The sequence below is a fragment of the Escherichia sp. WS338 genome, assembly GCF_046486405.1.
Taxonomy (GTDB): Bacteria; Pseudomonadota; Gammaproteobacteria; order Enterobacterales; family Enterobacteriaceae; genus Escherichia; species Escherichia coli.
Genome location: NZ_JBJQLL010000008.1, coordinates 99,786 through 120,090 on the forward strand (window position 1 = coordinate 99,786; position 20,305 = coordinate 120,090).

17 protein-coding genes and 1 pseudogene are annotated in these 20,305 nt (G+C 47.7%); 15 read left to right on the forward strand and 3 right to left on the reverse strand.

Features of this window, described 5'->3' with window-relative positions; all coding sequences use genetic code 11:
* Window positions 1-94: 94 nt before the first annotated feature.
* The 10 genes and pseudogenes from ACJHWT_RS09740 to ACJHWT_RS09785 all read left to right on the forward strand — a co-directional run bounded on the left by ACJHWT_RS09740 (window position 95) and on the right by ACJHWT_RS09785 (window position 9,520).
* Window positions 95-799, forward strand: coding sequence for a fimbrial protein (locus ACJHWT_RS09740; protein ID WP_000671308.1), 705 nt, complete (start codon window positions 95-97; stop codon window positions 797-799).
* Between the two features lie 100 nt (window positions 800-899).
* Window positions 900-1,652 (forward strand): molecular chaperone, encoded by a 753-nt coding sequence (locus ACJHWT_RS09745; protein WP_000649746.1) that lies wholly within the window; start codon window positions 900-902, stop codon window positions 1,650-1,652.
* Between the two features lie 36 nt (window positions 1,653-1,688).
* On the forward strand, window positions 1,689-4,283 hold the full coding sequence (locus ACJHWT_RS09750; protein ID WP_001049765.1) for a fimbrial biogenesis usher protein: 2,595 nt from the start codon (window positions 1,689-1,691) through the stop codon (window positions 4,281-4,283).
* Window positions 4,283-4,846: a fimbrial protein gene (locus ACJHWT_RS09755; RefSeq protein WP_001048914.1), complete on the forward strand. Its 564-nt coding sequence runs from the start codon at window positions 4,283-4,285 to the stop codon at window positions 4,844-4,846. Before ACJHWT_RS09750 ends, ACJHWT_RS09755 begins: the two co-directional genes overlap by 1 nt.
* A complete protein-coding gene (locus tag ACJHWT_RS09760) occupies window positions 4,797-5,369 on the forward strand; it encodes a fimbrial protein (RefSeq protein ID WP_001562218.1) in 573 nt (190 codons plus the stop codon). The genes ACJHWT_RS09755 and ACJHWT_RS09760 overlap by 50 nt, the downstream gene beginning before the upstream one ends.
* A complete protein-coding gene (locus tag ACJHWT_RS09765; protein WP_001318082.1) occupies window positions 5,335-6,114 on the forward strand; it encodes a molecular chaperone in 780 nt (259 codons plus the stop codon). Before ACJHWT_RS09760 ends, ACJHWT_RS09765 begins: the two co-directional genes overlap by 35 nt.
* Window positions 6,115-6,128: 14 nt before the next feature.
* Entirely contained in the window at window positions 6,129-7,250 is a 1,122-nt protein-coding gene (locus ACJHWT_RS09770) for a fimbrial protein (protein ID WP_001562216.1), read from the forward strand.
* A 173-nt stretch (window positions 7,251-7,423) separates the two neighbouring features.
* On the forward strand, window positions 7,424-8,134 hold the full coding sequence (locus tag ACJHWT_RS09775) for a hypothetical protein (protein ID WP_000424216.1): 711 nt from the start codon (window positions 7,424-7,426) through the stop codon (window positions 8,132-8,134).
* Between the two features lie 2 nt (window positions 8,135-8,136).
* Window positions 8,137-8,912, forward strand: a pseudogene (locus ACJHWT_RS09780) (hypothetical protein).
* A 2-nt stretch (window positions 8,913-8,914) separates the two neighbouring features.
* Window positions 8,915-9,520, forward strand: a complete 606-nt coding sequence (locus ACJHWT_RS09785; RefSeq protein ID WP_000589349.1) for a hypothetical protein — start codon at window positions 8,915-8,917, stop codon at window positions 9,518-9,520.
* 53 nt (window positions 9,521-9,573) lie between these two features.
* On the opposite strand, the gene glpD is transcribed toward ACJHWT_RS09785, so the two are convergent.
* Window positions 9,574-11,079, reverse strand: a complete 1,506-nt coding sequence (gene glpD, locus ACJHWT_RS09790; protein WP_000448125.1) for a glycerol-3-phosphate dehydrogenase — start codon at window positions 11,077-11,079, stop codon at window positions 9,574-9,576.
* 189 nt (window positions 11,080-11,268) lie between these two features.
* Between glpD and glpE the strand changes: the two genes are divergently transcribed.
* From glpE to ACJHWT_RS09805, 3 genes are read left to right on the forward strand one after another with little or no spacing between them, the layout of a single operon-like run.
* Window positions 11,269-11,595: a thiosulfate sulfurtransferase GlpE gene (gene glpE / locus ACJHWT_RS09795; protein ID WP_000371928.1), complete on the forward strand. Its 327-nt coding sequence runs from the start codon at window positions 11,269-11,271 to the stop codon at window positions 11,593-11,595.
* A 44-nt stretch (window positions 11,596-11,639) separates the two neighbouring features.
* On the forward strand, window positions 11,640-12,470 hold the full coding sequence (gene glpG / locus ACJHWT_RS09800; protein WP_000928743.1) for a rhomboid family intramembrane serine protease GlpG: 831 nt from the start codon (window positions 11,640-11,642) through the stop codon (window positions 12,468-12,470).
* A gap of 16 nt (window positions 12,471-12,486) precedes the next feature.
* A complete protein-coding gene (locus ACJHWT_RS09805) occupies window positions 12,487-13,245 on the forward strand; it encodes a DeoR/GlpR family transcriptional regulator (protein ID WP_000815099.1) in 759 nt (252 codons plus the stop codon).
* Here the strand turns inward: ACJHWT_RS09805 and rtcR are convergent.
* On the reverse strand, window positions 13,227-14,825 hold the full coding sequence (rtcR, locus tag ACJHWT_RS09810; RefSeq protein WP_001232984.1) for a DNA-binding transcriptional regulator RtcR: 1,599 nt from the start codon (window positions 14,823-14,825) through the stop codon (window positions 13,227-13,229). The genes ACJHWT_RS09805 and rtcR overlap by 19 nt on opposite strands.
* 187 nt (window positions 14,826-15,012) lie before the next feature.
* On the opposite strand from rtcR, the gene rtcB reads away from it, so the two are divergent.
* Window positions 15,013-16,239, forward strand: coding sequence for an RNA-splicing ligase RtcB (rtcB, locus tag ACJHWT_RS09815; RefSeq protein ID WP_065203364.1), 1,227 nt, complete (start codon window positions 15,013-15,015; stop codon window positions 16,237-16,239).
* Between the two features lie 3 nt (window positions 16,240-16,242).
* Window positions 16,243-17,259, forward strand: a complete 1,017-nt coding sequence (gene rtcA, locus ACJHWT_RS09820) for an RNA 3'-terminal phosphate cyclase (RefSeq protein WP_001696267.1) — start codon at window positions 16,243-16,245, stop codon at window positions 17,257-17,259.
* 42 nt (window positions 17,260-17,301) lie between these two features.
* Here rtcA and malT read toward each other — a convergent pair whose 3' ends face one another.
* Window positions 17,302-20,007, reverse strand: coding sequence for an HTH-type transcriptional regulator MalT (gene malT, locus ACJHWT_RS09825; protein ID WP_000906987.1), 2,706 nt, complete (start codon window positions 20,005-20,007; stop codon window positions 17,302-17,304).
* Between the last annotated feature and the right edge of the window lie 298 nt (window positions 20,008-20,305).

Sequence of the window (20,305 nt, forward strand, 5' to 3'; positions counted from 1 at the left end):
AGCGTCAGCTTGTTTTTTGTGAGATATAACTTATTAACGCAGAATGTAAAAACACCAATGTTGCTTGGATTTTTTAACAAAAGGAAAGGTATAAATGAAATTCAATTTATCTAATTTATCCGCAGTATTACTGGCATCAGGTATGCTGATGTCTACTGCGGTAACCGCAGCACCCGGCGATGCAGCACAATTTGGTGGAGCGGATACTGACTGGAGCACCGTTGATTATCCCAGGCTCACTGATATGGATGACAACGTTGATTCAATGGGGGGGAAAATCCGCTTTACTGGCCGTGTAGTGAAAGCTACCTGTAAGGTCGCAACCGATTCAAAACAGATTGAAGTTGTCCTGCCGGTTGTGCCTTCCAACCTTTTCACTGGTATCGACATAGAAGCACAGGGGGCGAGCAACCAGACCGATTTCAATATTAATCTGACCGAATGTAGCAATACAGAGGATCAGAAAATTGAGTTCCGCTTTACCGGTACCGCAGATAGCGCTAATAAAACGCTCGCTAACGAAGTAGAAGGATCAACGGATGCTGACAACAGCGGCAATGCGGGGGCGACTGGTGTAGGGATTCGAATTTACTCCAAAGGTACGACGAATAATGGTCTGATTAACCTGAATACTACTGCGGCAGAGGGTAGCGCCTCCACCGCCGCTTATACAATTCCAGGAAATGCTACGACCCATGATTTCAGCGCGGCCTTTACTGCAGGTTATGCTCAAAACGGTAGCACTGTTGCACCTGGTGTAGTTAAGTCAACAGCAAGTTTTGTGGTGCTGTACGAGTAAATATAAATACGATTTCAGGTTACAAAAAGTTGTAACCTGAGATTGAAATTATTTAATAGAGTATGAATAACAGGTGTTATTTCATCAACAAGGATGCTGTATGAAATGTATTATTGGAAATAAAAAATGGGTTTATGGATTCAGGGATGAATTAAAAATATCACAAAATATTATACGCTCAGGGATTCTTTTTTTACTATCGATATTATTTATTAATAATGCGTCCGCGGGCGGGTTTGGCCTTGGCGTAACGCGATTGATTTATCCGGCAGAAAGTAAGCAAATAACACTCAGTGTGCAAAATAGCGGTGACAACACCAGTTATTTAATTCAATCATGGGTTGATGACAGTAAAACGGAAAAAAAGAGCCAGGATTTTGTTATCACTCCTCCCCTCTTTATGTTGCCAACGCGTAAAGAAGCTTCATTACGTATCATGTTTCTTGGTAAAACTAATTTGCCGACCGATCGTGAAACTTTGTATTGGATGAATGTTAAAGCAATTCCGCCAACAGATGAGAAAAATACACAGAAGAATACCTTACAGTTGGCATTACAAAACAAAATCAAGCTATTTTATCGCCCGGAAAATCTACCTGTGCAACCAGGAAAAGCACGAAATATGTTGCGGTTTAAGTATGAGGGCAAACAACTAAAAGTTATCAATCCTTCGCCTTATTACCTGACACTGACAGGAATTAAAGTACAAGGGAGTAAATTGCCCAATACGTTTGTACCACCGAAAAGCGATATTACGGTCTCGTCGGCAGTGACGTTGGCTGGTGAAATTACTTATCAAACAATTAATGACTTTGGCGCTACGACGGAGCGGCAGAAAGGAATAATGCAGTAACAACGGGATAGTTCAGATGCAACACAGGTCAGGGATATGAACCTAAAGCTCAAAAGATGCGAATATTGGATGGCGGCACAAAAGCAGATGAAACGGGTTGTACCGCTTCTTCTGGTTATTATGCCTGCATGTTCAATCGCGGGAATGCGCTTTAACCCTGCTTTTCTGTCGGGTGATACTGAAGCTGTTGCTGACTTATCCCGTTTCGAGAAAGGGATGACTTATCTTCCTGGTAGCTATGAAGTCGAAGTTTGGGTCAATGATTCCCCTTTACTCTCTCGTACTGTAACTTTTAAAGCAGACGATGAGAATCAACTGATTCCCTGCCTTTCACTTGCTGACTTATTAAGCCTTGGAATTAACAAGAATGCGCTGCCAGAGCAGGCTTTGGCTTTATCTGAAAATAGTTGCCTTGATTTGCGTATCTGGTTTCCTGATGTGCATTACATGCCGGAGCTGGATGCACAGAGACTTAAACTGACCTTTCCGCAGGCGATAATAAAACGTGACGCCCGCGGATATATTCCACCAGAACAGTGGGATAACGGTATTACAGCTTTTTTGCTGAATTATGACTTTTCTGGTAATAACGATCGTGGTGATTACTCTTCAAATAACTATTATTTAAATCTTCGCGCTGGGATCAATATTGGTGCATGGCGTTTTCGCGATTATTCAACCTGGAGTCGTGGGAGTAATTCAGCAGGTAAACTGGAGCATATCAGTAGTACGTTGCAGCGCGTTATTATTCCTTTCAGAAGTGAATTAACGCTAGGAGATACATGGTCATCATCAGATGTTTTCGACAGTGTTAGTATTCGTGGCATAAAACTGGAATCTGACGAAAATATGTTGCCCGATAGTCAAAGTGGTTTCGCTCCCACGGTGCGCGGAATTGCGAAAAGTCGCGCTCAGGTAACAATCAAACAGAATGGTTATGTCATTTATCAAACCTATATGCCGCCGGGACCGTTTGAGATTAGCGATCTTAACCCGACATCATCTGCGGGAGATCTGGAAGTTACCATCAAAGAGTCTGATAATTCAGAAACTGTCTATACCGTACCTTATGCCGCTGTCCCCATCCTGCAACGAGAAGGTCATTCAAAATATTCTACTACGGTTGGCCAATATCGAAGCAATAGCTATAACCAGAAAAGTCCTTATGTATTTCAGGGGGAATTAATTTGGGGTTTACCCTGGGATATTACGGCTTATGGTGGGGCACAATTCTCTGAGGATTACCGGGCGTTGGCGCTCGGCCTTGGCCTGAATCTGGGTGTATTTGGTGCAACATCGTTTGATGTTACTCAGGCTAACAGTTCGCTTGTGGATGGGAGCAAACATCAAGGGCAATCTTATCGTTTTCTTTATTCCAAATCGTTAGTTCAGACAGGAACAGCATTCCATATTATTGGCTATCGTTATTCAACCCAGGGCTTTTACACTTTAAGTGATACGACATACCAACAAATGTCAGGGACTGTTGTTGATCCAAAAACGTTAGATGATAAAGATTACGTTTATAACTGGAATGATTTTTATAACTTGCGTTATAGCAAACGTGGAAAATTTCAGGCTAGTGTATCGCAACCTTTCGGTAACTACGGGTCTATGTATTTATCGGCTAGTCAGCAAACATACTGGAATACTGATAAAAAAGATTCTTTATACCAAGTTGGTTATAACACCAGTATTAAGGGTATCTATCTAAATGTTGCGTGGAATTACAGTAAATCACCAGGGACAAATGCGGATAAAATTGTCTCGCTAAATGTCTCATTACCTATAAGTAATTGGTTATCTTCCACGAATGATGGGCGCTCATCATCGAATGCCATGACTGCAACGTATGGTTATAGTCAGGATAACCACGGACAGGTAAACCAATATACGGGGGTATCTGGTTCTCTGTTGGAGCAGCATAATCTCAGTTATAACATACAACATGGTTTTGCTAATCAGGATAATAGCAGTAGTGGTTCTGTTGGTGTTAATTATCGTGGGGCATATGGTTCCTTGAATTCCGCCTACAGTTACGATAATGAAGGTAATCAACAGATAAACTATGGCATCAGTGGTGCTCTTGTTGTACATGAAAATGGTCTTACGTTGAGTCAACCATTAGGTGAAACTAATGTTTTGATAAAAGCGCCTGGAGCGAATAATGTGGATGTCCAGCGGGGGACAGGAATATCCACTGACTGGCGTGGATATGCAGTTGTTCCTTATGCAACAGAATATAGACGTAATAATATTTCATTAGATCCTATGTCAATGAATATGCATACTGAACTGGATATCACTTCCACTGAAGTTATTCCGGGAAAAGGTGCGTTAGTTCGTGCAGAGTTTGCTGCTCATATCGGTATTCGTGGTTTGTTCACAGTTCGTTATCGTAATAAATCAGTCCCATTCGGTGCTACAGCCAGCGCACAGATTAAAAATAGTAGTCAAATTACCGGGATTGTCGGCGATAATGGACAACTTTATCTCTCAGGATTGCCTTTAGAAGGTGTTATTAATATCCAGTGGGGAGATGGTGTTCAGCAAAAATGTCAGGCTAATTACAAGCTCCCTGAAACAGAACTGAATAATCCTGTTAGCTATGCTACTCTGGAGTGCCGCTAATGAATTTAATATTCTCTAAATATTCTGTATTTTTTATTCTTTTCGCTTTTTTTGCTTTTCCGCTCTCAGGGCAGGCCAATGATTCAGTTGTTGTTACATTTACTGGGATTTTGTTGGCAAAAAGCTGTGACATTACTACCGGAAGTAAAGATCAGTCGGTAAAAATGGGCACTTATGATGCTAATGAATTTTTAAATGTAGGTGATGTTTCTCCGAGTCAAACGTTTACGATTAATGTACAAGGATGCCCGACTGCAAAAAGTACTGTTTATAGTTCTGGTGTGAGCGCCAATGTGCGGTTTACTGGTGATGCAGATGCCATTAATAGCGCATTACTGCGTCTCTCCGCCGGTGCAGATAGTGCGACTGGACTGGGAATAGAAATATTGGATAACAATGATGTGGCGATTGCTATTAATGGTGAATCAGGTTTTCGTGATTTAGTGTTAAATGAAAACGGTGATGCTAATTTGACGTTTAAACTTCGCTATAAATCAACTCAGGAAAATGTACATGCCGGGCAAGCAAATGCTCTGTTGTATTTTGATATCGATTATCAGTGAGGGAGATATGAAGATATTCATTAGTTTATTTTTGTTTATAATATCAACAAATTCTTTTGCTGATGATATCACTCATGCCGGAGTGGTTCGTATTGAAGGGCTAATTACCGAAAAAACCTGCATTATTTCTGATGAGTCAAAAAATTTTACAGTTAATATGCCAGACGTACCCAGTAGTTCGGTAAGGAGTGCAGGGGATGTTACTGAAAAGGTTTATTTTTCCATAACGTTAACCCGCTGTGGTAGTGATGTTGGCAACGCGTATATAAAGTTTACCGGCAATACAGTTTCTGAAGATGCCAGTTTATATAAGCTGGAAGATGGCTCGGTAGATGGGCTTGCACTCACGATTTTTGATAAGAACAAAGGCAGTATTAGTAATGATGTTAAAAGCATCGGTTTTTCACTTACATCATCAGTTGATAATATATTGCATTTTTTTGCGGCTTACAAAGCATTAAAAAATAATGTCCAACCAGGGGATGCCAATGCGTCAGTATCGTTTATTGTCACCTATGATTAAGGTAGTCATAGTATTATTTTCCCTTTTATTCTCTACAGCACAAGCAGGCTTAGTGATCGGTGGAACGCGTTTTGCGTATCCGGAAAATCAGTCCTCAATATCTGTTGAACTCAAAAACACTTCAGACAGAGATATGTTAGTCAAGGTTGCAGTCTCCCCTGATGATGCTCGTCAGTTGACGGGAACGGTTGAATCTTTGCCCTCATATTCTGAAACGGTATTTATCGCAACTCCGCCACTGTTTGTTTTGAAGCCTGACAAAAATACAAAAATAAGAATTAATCGTGTTGGTGGCAGTTTACCTACCGACCGGGAAAGTTTATTTATACTGAATGTTGCAGCATTACCAACGTTGGAAAATAGTCATTCGGTCAAAACTGATAATCAATTGCAAATAGCAGTCCGCAATCGTATGAAAATATTCTATCGGCCATCAAATTTGTCTGAAGACCCGAATATGTCATATCAAAAATTACGCTGGGCACGAAAAAATGAAATTGTTACCGTTTATAATCCAGGCCCCAGATATGTGACACTCTATAACCTACATGTTGATGGTAAAGTTATAGATGGTGGTATGGTCGCACCATTTAGCCATCGCCAACAATCATGGTGTAAATCGCAAGGGATTTGTGAAATAACATGGCAGACATTGGACATTTATAATAATGTATTGCCTGCATTGAAAGTAAATATGAATCCGTTGCAAATGGATGTGTCAGGCTCACAATTTAAAACGGATTAGTAAAAGGAAATCGTATGATTACTTATGCCGGATATAAAGTGAAAATTATTTTTATAATTTTTTTATTTTTAGGGTACCATGTCGTAGCCTATGCTGAAATGGGCCGGGATCGTGAGTTTTGCTATCCTGGTACTCCAGGAAACAATACTACGCCAGCGACCTTTTTTTATGATTTTGGCACAGTTATTATTTCAGATGTTAACAACAATTCAGCCGGTACTGTTTTACCATCTCAAAACTGGAAAATAGGTCGATATAAAGCATACTGTAATTCTCTTGATGATTATGAAGTTTATTTTTCAGGTATTTCAGGAATAGATCCTTCAGGTGCTTCAGGTAATCCACAGGGAGCAGAAATATTTATTCCTGTTACGCATGAAATATCTATTTCAACACATATAAAACTCTACAATCAAAATGGGACGATGACAGATAAAACAGTACCATTCGAGAACTATAGTACTAATTATCCTGCTGACAGAAGTAAAGCAGATTACTGGTCTTCAGGAACAGAAGGCTATATTAAAATTAGGTTGGATAAAAAAATCATCTCTGATGTCTCTCTGAATAATGTACTTTTAGTTTCATTGTATGCCAGTCAGCGGCAAACGGAACATGGGCCAGTACCATTATTTAATGCCTGGATCAGTAACCTGGATATTCAGGTTCCGCAAGGTTGCACTATTAATGAGGGTACTAGTTTTACTGTTAATATGCCGGATGTGTGGGCCAGTGAATTGAGCCGGGCTGGTGCTGGAGCGAAGCCTGCTGGTGTTACTCCTGTAGCAACAACTATTCCGATTAATTGTACGAATAAAGATACAGATGCGGTAATGACGTTGGTATTCGACGGTAACATTTCAGCTACACGTGATACCAATGGGAAACAAAGTATTATTCAGGCACAAGATAATCCTGATGTTGGTATTATGATTATGGATAGTCAGCAAAACTCCGTAGATTTAAATGCTCTGGCAACATCAGTAGGCGTTCCGTTCAGATTGGTGGAAAACCAGGCTGCTTCTGCGCAAACTGCTGATGTTACTTTCCTGGCTTTACCTGTTAGTACAACTGGAAAAGTGCCTGCGGCAGGTCGTTATAATGCACTGGCTGTATTGCGAGTGGAATATCAGTAATTTTTGAGCTAGTACAGAATCGGTTTAGCCATCACCGCAAAATAAAATGCAATAATAGGGATGAACAGAATGTAAAACAAAAAAATATTTTTAATTCTACAGGGACAAAATCTGGTGGAAAATGTAGGTTATGTGCCGATGGATAAAATGTTGCATTAAGCCGGATAATAAAAATGGAATTAGTTGATACGTTATTTGCAAGCCTCTCCGGTACTGATCCATTCACTGGCGTGGATATTACGATTGCCAACTGCAAATCAACATACTGGGATGAAGGCATTATTCAGCAACTCATTAACCAGGTCCTGGATGAAGGGGAAAAGTTCGCCGGTACTGTCGGTCTTGAGGGATTATCTCGATATGATGTCACATTAAATATTGGCTTAACCTCCAGCAATGTATGGCCGGGATTTTCCCTCGATACCGCCACGATCGGTCGTCTTTGTGCCTGTGGTGCTGATTTTGGATTTGACCCCTATATCAGTGATGTACCAGATGTTCAATGTGACCTGAATACGACAAATGACTTTACCGTTCATTTTACGGCAATGCTCAATCCGGATGAGCGGGTGATCATAGCAAAGCGCCCGCTTAAAAAATGTGACTCCTGGATTGAGGATGTTTATATCTTTCAGGTGTTTAAAGAAGCATGGAAATTCCATACCGATAACAGCTTACGCGGTTTTCGGGATAAGCAGGCTGAACTGAAACTCTACGCGCGTCATTACTCAGTGGAAAATTGCACAGAGGAAAGCTGTCGGGATTGTAATTATTGCATTCGGCCCAGCTTTTCCCTCTCTCGTAGTTCCATTATTCGCCTGAATGCGGCGAATGCTCGTTTTGTTTATCAACCGTTTACACGCGACCAGCGGAAGAGGGGGTAATTATGCAACCCAGCCCCGCCATGCAGGCATTAATTGAGCAGGTTTATCATATTTTTCGTCGTTATCCGGTGCCGCAGCAATTTGTGGTTTGTTGTGAATATTGCCTGAGTCAACAGGAACAAAAAGCATTACGGAATACATCGTTGCGAGCGATTCCTTATTCCTTAATCAATGCTGGAATAGTAGTCCAGGACCTGATCCGCAAAACAGCGATGAGGTTCGTTATTTTCTTCCTCGTTTACTGGAGTTTGTTGCGCAGGGGCAATTTGACAATATTCACGAAGTATTTTCTCTACGGCGTATCAACCTTGCCAGTAAAGAAAACTGGCGTGAGGATGAACGGGCAATATTGCAGCGATTTGCCTGCCAGTATATGGCTGATTGGGTATCTGGCGATGAGGCTGTCGAATTACAGTATATGCTGGAAATGTTTTCCCGTGCCGATATCGCTCTTTCGCCATTGCTTGATGCCATCATCTCTGTACCCGGTTACCAACCCACAGTATCGATGGCATGTTTGCTGTGGCATAACAGGGAAGAGAATATTCAGAATAGTCGTTTTGAGCAGGATGATGACGATAAAGCCATTACCGCCCAAATCAATGCCTGGGCCTTCAACAATCAATCCATCCTGAAAGAACGCGCGCGGCAGGCGATTGAGAACCTGCTTAATCAGCCCGAACAGGGCACACATTATCAGGTCTGGGAAGACGACTGGATGATTGATGAGTGTTTATGCGCGATGTATGACGCATCATCCGAATCACCAGGAAAATAAAAATGATTAAATTCCGGCTTTATATTCCCCCTGTAATTCTCGGTTTTGTTATCGTGCCATTATTGGTATGGCCGACGGTTATTGCCTTAGCCGTACTTATATTCACGTTAACTTTTCTGGCTGAAATAATATTCTCCTTTCCGCTCCTGGTTGTGCGTATTTCTCTTCAGGAATTACAACTTGAGTTAATGGTTGAATATGCACTTTTTTTCAGTGTAATGGGTGGCATCGGTTGGCAATTCTCCCGCAGAACGCCTCCTGAATTAAAAAACAGACTGCATTGCTGGCTGGTCTTTTCTCCGGCCTATTTCTGGTTAATTCTCTCGAATTTCATTCTTTATATTACTCCAGAGAAATCAGCGTTGCTGGAAAATATCCGAAACTTCTTTCTGACGTTTGTCTGGCTTCCCCTGAATTTTTCCCCTTTTTGGCCGCAGCCGTGGACTGATTTTGTCGGCCCGATTAGTGCACAGCTTGGTTTTGCGTTGGGATATTACTGCCAGTGGCGTAGCAAAAATAGAAGCCAGGGGCAGAAGTGGGTTGAGTGGGGAACGTGCTTAAATTTGGCGATTTTAGCTCAGGGGCCGTTATTCAATTATTTACAATGAATAGTCTAAGGAATCCAAATAGCCCGGTTGCACTTCACAACCGGGCATCATCCTTACGACGCCAGCGACAACTTCTGCTGCGTATACTCCACCAGCCACTGACTCACACGAGATTGTTGTTCCGCATTCAGCCACATGCCTTGTTTTGTGCGACGCCACAGGGCATCGTCGGCGCGGCGGACCCATTCGTGATCCACCAGGTATTTCAGCTCCGCTTCGTAGAACTCATGACCGAAATCTTCACCGAGGTCGCTTATCGCCCCTGCATTGCCGAGCAGCAGTTCGCTGTTGCTGCCGTAAGTGCGCGCGTAGTGACGTGCCAGCGATTCGGTCAGGAACGGGTAACGGCGGCGCAGGCGGGCGGCGTAATCGTCACGGTCGCCTTCAATGGCACCACCCGGCAGCACGCTCTCTTTCGTCCACGCCGGACCAATGCCCTGATAATATGGCGTCAGTTTTTCCAGCGCGTGCTCCGCCAGTTTGCGGTAGGTGGTCAGCTTACCGCCGAATACCGACAGCAGCGGCGCTTTGCCGTTTTCATCATGGATATCAAGGGTGTAATCACGAGTGATAGCCTGCGGCGAATCGGACTCATCATCACACAGCGGACGCACGCCGGAGTAAGTCCAGACGATATCGTCCCGGCTTAACTGCTTTTTAAAGTGCGTGTTATACACTTTCAGCAGGTAATTGATTTCACTCTCTTCAATCTTCACTGCTTTTGGATCACCTTTGTATTCCACATCGGTAGTGCCGATGATGGAAAACTCGTCCATCCACGGGATCACGAAGACAATACGTTTATCTTCGTTTTGCAGAATGTAGGCCTGCTTTTGTGTATGAACGCGCGGCACGACAATATGGCTGCCTTTGATCAGGCGAATGCCATAAGGCGAAGGCAGATGCATCCCGTCGTCGAAGAACTGCTTTACCCACGGGCCGGTGGCGTTCACGAGGCCGCGCGCTTGCCAGCTATATTTTTTGCCGGTATCGATATCTTCCGCTTCCACAATCCACAGGCCGTTTTCGCGGCGAGCAGAAGTGGCACGAGTACGAGTAAGCACTTCACCGCCTTTACGCACCACCATCTGGGCGTTGGCGAGTACCAGACGGGCGTCGTCTACCCAACAGTCGGAATATTCAAATCCGCGCTTAATTTCCGGTTTTAATACTGAATTTGCGCCAAAACGCAAACCGGTTGATCCCGGCAGGCTGGTGCGTTTACCCAGATGATCGTACATAAACAGACCAATCCGAATCATCCACGCCGGGCGCAGATGCGGACGATGCGGCAGGCGAAAACGCATCGGGAAGGCGATATGCGGGGCCATTTTCAGTAGCACTTCACGTTCAGCCAGCGCCTCGCTGACCAGGCGGAATTCATAGTGCTCAAGGTAGCGCAGGCCACCGTGAATGAGTTTTGAACTGGCGGAAGAGGTCGCGCAAGCGAGATCCTGCGCCTCCAGCATCAGCACGGATAAACCGCGTCCAGCGGCGTCTGCCGCGATACCAGCACCATTGATGCCGCCACCTATCACAATCAGATCTTTGGTTTCCATGCTGCCCTCATTCACTTTCGTTAAAGCTCACAAATGTTCGTTATCGAACATATTAGCAAAGAATCGCGCTTTGGGTAACATTGAAAAAACATTTTAGAGTGATATGTATAACATTATGGCGTTTATCTTCCGCTTCGACGTAAACTGTGCGGTAAATTTGCCCACTTGTTTGTAAAGAAAGAGAGACGCATGGATCAGTTCGAATGTATTAACGTTGCCGACGCGCACCAGAAGTTGCAGGAAAAAGAGGCGGTGCTGGTCGATATTCGCGATCCACAGAGTTTCGCAATGGGGCATGCGGTGCAGGCTTTCCATTTAACCAACGACACACTGGGCGCGTTTATGCGTGATAACGACTTTGACACTCCGGTGATGGTGATGTGTTACCACGGCAATAGCAGCAAAGGCGCGGCGCAGTATCTGCTGCAACAGGGCTACGATGTGGTCTATAGCATTGACGGCGGCTTTGAAGCCTGGCAGCGTCAGTTTCCTGCAGAGGTGGCGTACGGCGCGTAACGCTTTATACTGTCCCCTTTTGTGTGGAATAAGCGACAGCAACAATGTTGATGATTACCTCTTTTGCTAACCCCCGCGTGGCGCAGGCGTTTGTTGATTACATGGCGACGCAGGGTGTTATCCTCACGATTCAACAAAATAACCAAAGCGATGTCTGGCTGGCGGATGAGTCCCAGGCCGAGCGCGTGCGGGCGGAGCTGGCGCGTTTTCTCGAAAACCCGGCAGATCCGCGTTATCTGGCGGCCAGCTGGCAGGCGGGCCATACCGGCAGTGGCCTGCATTATCGCCGTTATCCTTTCTTTGCTGCCTTGCGTGAACGCGCAGGTCCGGTAACCTGGGTGATGATGATCGCCTGCGTGGTGGTGTTTATCGCCATGCAAATTCTCGGCGATCAGGAAGTGATGTTATGGCTGGCCTGGCCATTCGATCCGACGCTGAAATTTGAGTTCTGGCGTTACTTCACCCACGCGTTAATGCACTTCTCGCTGATGCATATCCTCTTTAACCTGCTCTGGTGGTGGTATCTCGGCGGTGCGGTGGAAAAACGCCTCGGTAGCGGTAAGCTAATTGTCATTACTCTCATTAGCGCCCTGTTAAGCGGCTATGTGCAGCAAAAATTCAGCGGGCCGTGGTTTGGCGGGCTTTCTGGCGTGGTGTATGCGCTGATGGGCTACGTCTGGCTACGTGGCGAACGCGATCCGCAAAGTGGCATTTACCTGCAACGTGGGTTAATTATCTTTGCGTTGATCTGGATTGTCGCCGGATGGTTTGATTTGTTTGGGATGTCGATGGCGAACGGAGCACACATCGCCGGGTTAGCCGTGGGTTTAGCGATGGCTTTTGTTGATTCGCTTAATGCGCGAAAACGAAAATAATTCCAGGGATTTATAAATGAAACAAACACAACGTCACAACGGTATTATCGAACTGGTTAAACAGCAGGGTTATGTCAGTACCGAGGAACTGGTGGAGCACTTCTCCGTCAGCCCGCAGACTATTCGTCGCGACCTCAACGAGCTGGCAGAGCAAAACCTGATCCTGCGCCATCATGGCGGTGCGGCGCTGCCTTCCAGTTCGGTTAACACCCCGTGGCACGATCGCAAGGCCACCCAGACCGAAGAAAAAGAGCGCATCGCCCGCAAAGTGGCGGAGCAAATCCCCAACGGCTCGACGCTGTTTATCGATATCGGCACCACCCCGGAAGCGGTGGCGCACGCGCTGCTTAATCACAGCAATTTGCGCATTGTCACCAACAATCTCAACGTCGCTAACACTTTGATGGTAAAAGAAGATTTTCGCATTATTCTCGCCGGTGGCGAATTACGCAGCCGCGATGGCGGGATCATTGGCGAAGCGACACTCGATTTTATCTCCCAGTTCCGCCTTGATTTCGGCATTCTGGGGATCAGCGGCATTGACAGTGACGGCTCGCTGCTGGAGTTCGATTACCACGAAGTTCGCACCAAACGCGCCATTATTGAGAACTCGCGCCACGTTATGCTGGTTGTCGATCACTCGAAATTTGGCCGTAACGCGATGGTCAATATGGGCAGTATCAGCATGGTAGATGCCGTCTACACCGACGCCCCGCCGCCAGTAAGCGTGATGCAGGTGCTGACGGACCACCATATTCAACTGGAGCTGTGCTGATCCTGCACGGCTTCCCACGTCAGATTAAAACGCGCCAGGTATTTGCGTAGCCGATCCGCGTCGTTGACGCTGGCTTTCCCCTGGCGCGAAACATCAAAAAGCTGGCGACCGGCAGCAGAAAGTGACTTTGCCTGGCGGCAGATGGCTATTACGTGTTCCAGTTGCAGTCGATCAAAGAGGTCGATGTTTTCTGCCTCAGCGCCCAGCAGTTGTGTAAGCGCGGAGGGACGGCTCTCCTGCCAGTTATAGCGCAGACGGTTTATCTCATCTTCAACCACGTCCAGAGTGATGCGTCCGCTAGTGGCAAAGGTGGCCATCCGCGTGACGCTGGCAGAAAGTTCGCGAAAGTTACCGCGCCATGTTGCCTGGGGAGAGGTCGCAAAAGCCAGCCAGGCGCGCCGCGCTTCGGTGTTAAAACGCACGCTGTCGCCAGTGAGTGAGGCGTGGCGCTCCACTTCATAATCAAGGTTCGGTTCAATATCTTCCTGGCGCTGGCTCAGCCCCGGCAAGGTGAAGGTCCAGAGATTGATCCGCGCGTACAGATCTTCGCGGAATTTGCCTTCGGCAACCAGCTGACGCAAATCGCGCACCGTTCCGGCGATAAGCTGAAAGTCGCTACTCACCTGGCGATCGCTGCCAAATGGGTAAAAGGTTTTCTCTTCAATGGCTTTCAGCAACATCGCCTGTTCGTCTGCGCCCAGTTCGCCAATCTCATCAAGAAACAACATACCACCGTTGGCGCTGCGTAATAATCCTTCACGAGATTCCCGCGCCCCGGTAAACGCGCCTTTCACATGACCAAACAGCGTCGACATGGCGGTATCGCCACGCAGAGTGGCGCAGTTCATTTCTACAAATGCGCCGCTAAACTGATGCCGTGCCTGTTTTAATTCGAAGATGCGTCGTGCCAGAAATGACTTGCCCGCACCGGTCGGGCCGTTAAGCAGGATCGGTGCGCGGGATTTAATCGCCACTTTTTCAATCTGCTCAATCATGCGGTTGAAGTGGGGGGTACGCGTGGCAATGCCGGACTTAAGAAAATCGAGCGTTTGCTGCCGTTCCTCGGCAAAGCGGCTGGCGATGGCGTTATAACGGCTTAAATCGAGATCGATAATCGTCACTTCACCTGCGCCGCGCGGCTGTTCTTTTTTGCGCGGAGGGGAAGATTGTATCAGCCGGGCGGGCAGGTAACGCGCTTCCGCCAGCAGAAACCAGAAAATCTGTGCGACGTGGGTGCCAGTGGTGATGTGAATTAAATAGTCTTCTTTATCAGGTTGAAACGCGTAGCCACGGGCGAAATCATGCAGGCAGGCGTAAACCTCTTCGAAATCCCACGGGTTATGCAGTTCAATCTCAACGCTCACCACTTCAGTTTCTGGCGAAACGCTGGCGATATCGCATTTAAGCGTTTCAAACAGCGAGCGCGAGCGGGCGTCGTGCAACAATTCCTGTCGATTGATGACTAACGATTCTTGCTGGCATAGACAGAGTGACGGACGCCATTTCGACCAGCGCTGACTGCCGCGCCCGACATAATCCAGCACCGTTCCGACAAAGCCAAAAGCCACTGTTTTACGCATCTTAGATATCCTTATAAAAGACGAGATTTCATTATCGGTAAATCGGCTTTGCGGGAAATCTCCGGTTACGGACGTAAAGATATAATCTTTTTAAAAACAATGAATAATAAAAATTAAGCTGCTTATTTAATTTTCTGGCACGACGGTTGCAATTATCAGGACAGCAAACAACGAAAAGAGAAAAAAAATGAATTACGAATTACTAACCACTGAAAATGCCCCGGTAAAAATGTGGACCAAAGGCGTGCCGGTAGAGGCCGATGCGCGTCAGCAACTTATTAATACGGCGAAGATGCCGTTTATTTTCAAACATATTGCGGTAATGCCGGATGTACACCTGGGTAAAGGTTCTACCATTGGTAGCGTGATCCCGACCAAAGGGGCGATTATTCCGGCGGCGGTGGGCGTGGATATCGGTTGTGGAATGAACGCGCTGCGTACCGCGTTAACGGCGGCAGACCTGCCGGAAAACCTGGCGGAGCTGCGTCAGGCGATTGAAACAGCCGTGCCGCACGGACGTACTACCGGACGTTGTAAACGTGATAAAGGCGCATGGGAAAATCCGCCTGTTAACGTCGATGCGAAATGGGCTGAGCTGGAAGCCGGTTATCAGTGGTTAACGCAAAAATATCCCCGTTTCCTTAACACTAACAACTATAAACACCTGGGAACGCTGGGAACGGGTAACCACTTTATTGAAATCTGCCTTGATGAGTCGGACCAGGTGTGGATTATGCTGCACTCCGGTTCACGCGGAATTGGTAACGCCATCGGGACTTACTTTATCGATCTGGCGCAAAAAGAGATGCAGGAAACGCTTGAAACATTGCCGTCGCGTGATCTGGCGTACTTTATGGAAGGTACGGAATACTTTGATGATTACCTGAAAGCCGTGGCCTGGGCGCAGCTTTTTGCCAGCCTTAACCGCGATGCGATGATGGAAAACGTGGTAACGGCGTTGCAGAGCATTACGCAGAAAACGGTCAGACAGCCACAAACGCTGGCGATGGAAGAGATCAACTGTCACCACAACTATGTGCAAAAAGAACAGCACTTTGGTGAAGAGATCTACGTGACGCGTAAAGGCGCGGTGTCTGCGCGTGCTGGTCAATATGGAATTATTCCCGGTTCGATGGGAGCGAAAAGCTTTATCGTCCGTGGGCTGGGAAATGAAGAGTCGTTCTGTTCGTGCAGCCACGGTGCCGGGCGGGTTATGAGCCGTACTAAAGCGAAAAAAATGTTCAGCGTGGAAGATCAAATTCGTGCCACCGCGCATGTGGAATGCCGTAAAGATGCCGAAGTGATCGACGAAATCCCGATGGCGTATAAAGATATTGATGCGGTGATGGCGACACAAAGCGATCTGGTGGAAGTTATCTACACCCTGCGTCAGGTGGTGTGCGTAAAAGGATAAATGATGAAAAGGATGATTGCGCTGGACGGCGCACAGGGCGAAGGCGGCGGGCAGATCCTGCGCTCGGCGCTGAGCCTGTCTATGATAACCGGCCAGCCATTTACCATCACCGGCATTCGTGCCGGGCGGGCGAAACCGGGGCTGTTGCGCCAGCATCTGACCGCGGTTAAGGCGGCGACGGAAATTTGCCGAGCAACGGTGGAAGGCGCGGAGCTGGGGTCGCAGCGTCTGGTCTTCCGGCCCGGTACCGTGCGTGGCGGCGATTACCGCTTTGCTATCGGTAGTGCCGGAAGCAGCACGCTGGTGCTGCAAACGGTGCTACCCGCGCTGTGGTTTGCTGATGGGCCTTCGCGTGTTGAAGTGAGCGGCGGCACCGATAACCCGTCGGCACCGCCTGCGGATTTTATCCGCCGGGTGCTGGAGCCGCTGCTGGCGAAAATGGGCATTCATCAGCAAACCACATTATTACGCCACGGTTTTTATCCTGCTGGAGGCGGGGTGGTGGCAACGGAAGTCTCGCCGGTGGCATTGTTTAACACCTTGCAACTTGGCGAGCGCGGGAACATTGTGCAGATGCGTGGAGAGGTGCTATTAGCTGGCGTGCCGCGCCATGTCGCTGAGCGTGAAATCGCTACACTGGCGGGGAGTTTTTCCCTGCATGAGCAGAATATTCATAACCTGCCGCGTGACCAGGGACCGGGTAATACCGTTTCGCTTGAAGTCGAAAGTGAAAATATCACCGAACGCTTTTTTGTCGTCGGTGAAAAGCGCGTCAGCGCCGAAGTGGTCGCGGCACAGTTGGTGAAAGAGGTGAAACGCTACCTGGCAAGTCCGGCGGCGGTGGGGGAATATCTCGCCGACCAGCTGGTACTGCCGATGGCGCTGGCGGGCGCGGGAGAATTTACGGTCGCCCATCCCTCATGCCATCTGCTGACCAATATTGCGGTGGTGGAGCGTTTCTTGCCAGTGCGGTTTAGTCTGGTGGAGGCGGATGGCGTAACGCGGGTGAGCATTGAATGATATAAAGATGTAAGCCGGATCCGACGTATTATCCGGCTAAACTCACACCCCATATCCCATCATCTTCAGCAGTTTCTGCGCGTGTTGTACCGCGGCCTGACGGTGGGCGACACCGAGTTTTTGGTACAGATTGCGGATATGCGTCTTGATGGTGGTTGCCGCCACTTCCAGCTCACCTGCAATTTGCTCGTTGCTGTAACCGGAGTAAATCAGCCCCAGGACCTGCCATTCACGTTGGGTCAACGGGCTGGTGCGGATCAGCTCTGGCACTTCCGGATGATTTAGCAGACGTTCAACGAAATTCTCATCGAAATGGGCGAATTTATGCCGATGATGTTGATTGATTTCTCGCAGAATACGCTGTGCGCGATGCTGTTCCAGCTCCGGCAGCGTATTGAGTTGAATAAGCTGGCGCAGTTGTTGCGCCATCGCTTCGCCTTCGATGACAAAATGACTGATAAATCCGGTGCGATTCGCCAGTTTTAATGCGTCCAGCAACACACGTTGGGCGTCACTTTTACGTCCGGCCTGCCAGTACAGTTGATTAAGCAGCAACAGGTTACGGTTGAGATCGCTCATCAACCGCAGACTGCGGGCATTTTCATTGAGTTCTTCGAGGACAATTTCCGCAGATTCAAACTCGCCCAGCAAGATTTGTGCACGGGCAATGTTGCGCCATTGACCTTGCAGGAAGTGGTTGTTCGCAAACTCCGGTTTAGCCGTATGACGCAACCAGTTGGCAGCGGCGGCTTTATCGCTGGTCATTTGCCAGTAAATCACCCGGACTTTGTTGGCGTTAGAGATCCAGTCGCTGTGATATTTGCCATTCCCCAGCAGGTTTTCCAGACGGTTAAGCTGGCTACGAGCGTTATCTAAATCACCACGGGCCAGCGAGCATTGAATCAACATTGCCAGGCACTGAAGCTGTTGCTGTGGCTGATAAGACGACAAGACTTCAATCCCGCTACGCGCCGACGCTTCGGCTTCATCCAGCCGTGCCCAGGCCCATAACAGTTGTGCTCGGATGCGCACCAGAAACTCATGCATTGGCAGCTGTTCCAGATGCTGCTCGTTGATCAGCTGGAACGCTTTTTCCTGCGTTTCCCACGCGGTTTGCAGGAATCCCTGAGCAAACAGAATTTCACTTTGCTGGATTAAACTCCATAAGGCGTAGTGCCAGACGTCGTGCTGGCGTGCCATCTGTTCGGTTTGCTGCATTAGCGCCAGTGAGCGGGTCAATTCGCCTTTGCAGTGCAGCACTTCACCCAGCACCGAGGTTGCCACAATGCGGCTATAGAACCAGCCCGGCGGCAGCTCTTCCAGTGCCAGTTTTGCCAGCCGTTCCGCTTCATCCGGATTACCATCGTTAATCGCTACCTGGGCGCGCAGAGCGTTAAATTCTGCGTGCATGGTGCCTTCTCTGATGTCCTTGATTTCATGTTCAGCACGGGCTAGCAGGGTGTTAACTTCGCCGTAGCGATGTTGGCTTTGCATCAGCCACGCCTGCAATAACACTAACTGCGGATTTTCCAGCAAACTGTCCCACGGCAGGGCCTTAAGCGACTCTTCCAGCAGCGACAGTTCGCTATGGTTGAACAAACTCCAGGCGTGATTAAGCAGAATATCGCGCAGCATCAGCGCATCGCCTGCCGCCAGCGCATGATGAATCGCTTCGCTGGGAAATCCCTGGGCCATCCAGCTTTCTGCGGCGGCACGGTGGATTTCCGGCAGCTCCGCCGCCAGTTCCCACTGGCAGCGCTGACGCAGGAAGTTACCAAACAGCGGGTGATAGCAGAACCACTCGCCGGTATCATCCATCCGCTGTAAAAACAGCCCCTGGCGCTCAATCTCTTCGAGGCGCATTTGCCCGTTTTCTTCGCCGGTCACACGGTTGATGAGTGCATCGTTCATTGAGCGCAAAATGGCGCTTTTCAACAGAAAATGGCGCGTTGTGAGATCGACGTTATCCAAAACCTCATCGACCAGATAATCCGAAAGATGGCTGGCATTGATTCCCGCCAGGCGGCGTGCCGACTTATGGGCTGAGTGGGTATTCTGCCGGGCGGAGAGGGCGATTAGCTGCAGTGCCGTCGCCCAACCGGAAACGTCATCGCAAATCCGACTGCTTTCTGCGGCTTCAATCGGCGATGACAGACGGCAATCAAAAAACTGCTTCGCTTCCTGATGAGTAAATGCCAGTTGCTGACTGCCAATTTCCAGCAGTTGATCACGAACACGCAGATTGGCAATGCCCAGTTGCGGAAGGTTGCGTGACAACACCACCAGGGTGAGATTTTCTGGTTGATGGCGAATAAAGAAGCGCATTGACTCGTGGATCACTGGATTAGTGATCAGATGATAGTCATCGATGACCAGATAAAGTGGGCTATGCCATTCCGCCAGCTCAATGAAAAGCTGGGCGAAGAGTGACGTCAGGCTGGCATATTGCCGTTTTTGCGCCATCGTCTCACATATCGCGCAGTGACCATTGGTTGCCTGTTGCACGGCGGCAATGAGATAGCTGGCGAAACGCTCTTGCTGGTTATCACCTTCATCCAGCGAGTACCAGCCGATATCGTTTTTGCCTGCCGCCCACTGGGAAATGAGCGTGGTCTTTCCGTAGCCCGCAGGACTTGTGATCAGCGCCAGCCGGAAGTTGTTCGCGCCGGAAAGTTTAGCCAGCAGGCGCTCACGAACCACGGTATGGTCGAGTCGAACCGGGCGACTTAATTTTGACGGAATCAGCATAGTTAATCACTTCACTGTGGAAAATGAGGAAATATTATTTTTTTTGCGCTTCGTAATTAATGGTTATAAGGTCGGCCAGAAACCTTTCTAATGCAAGCGATGACGTTTTTTTATGTGTCTGAATTTGCACTGTGTCACAATTCCAAATGTTTATTAACAACTCACCTAAAACGACGCTGATCCAGCGTGAATACTGGGTTGTACGGTATTTTCCTTATGTTCATCAGTTTCATTTAAGCAAGGGTTTCTTCTTCATTTCTGATGAAAGTGCCATCTAAAAAGATGATCTTAATAAATC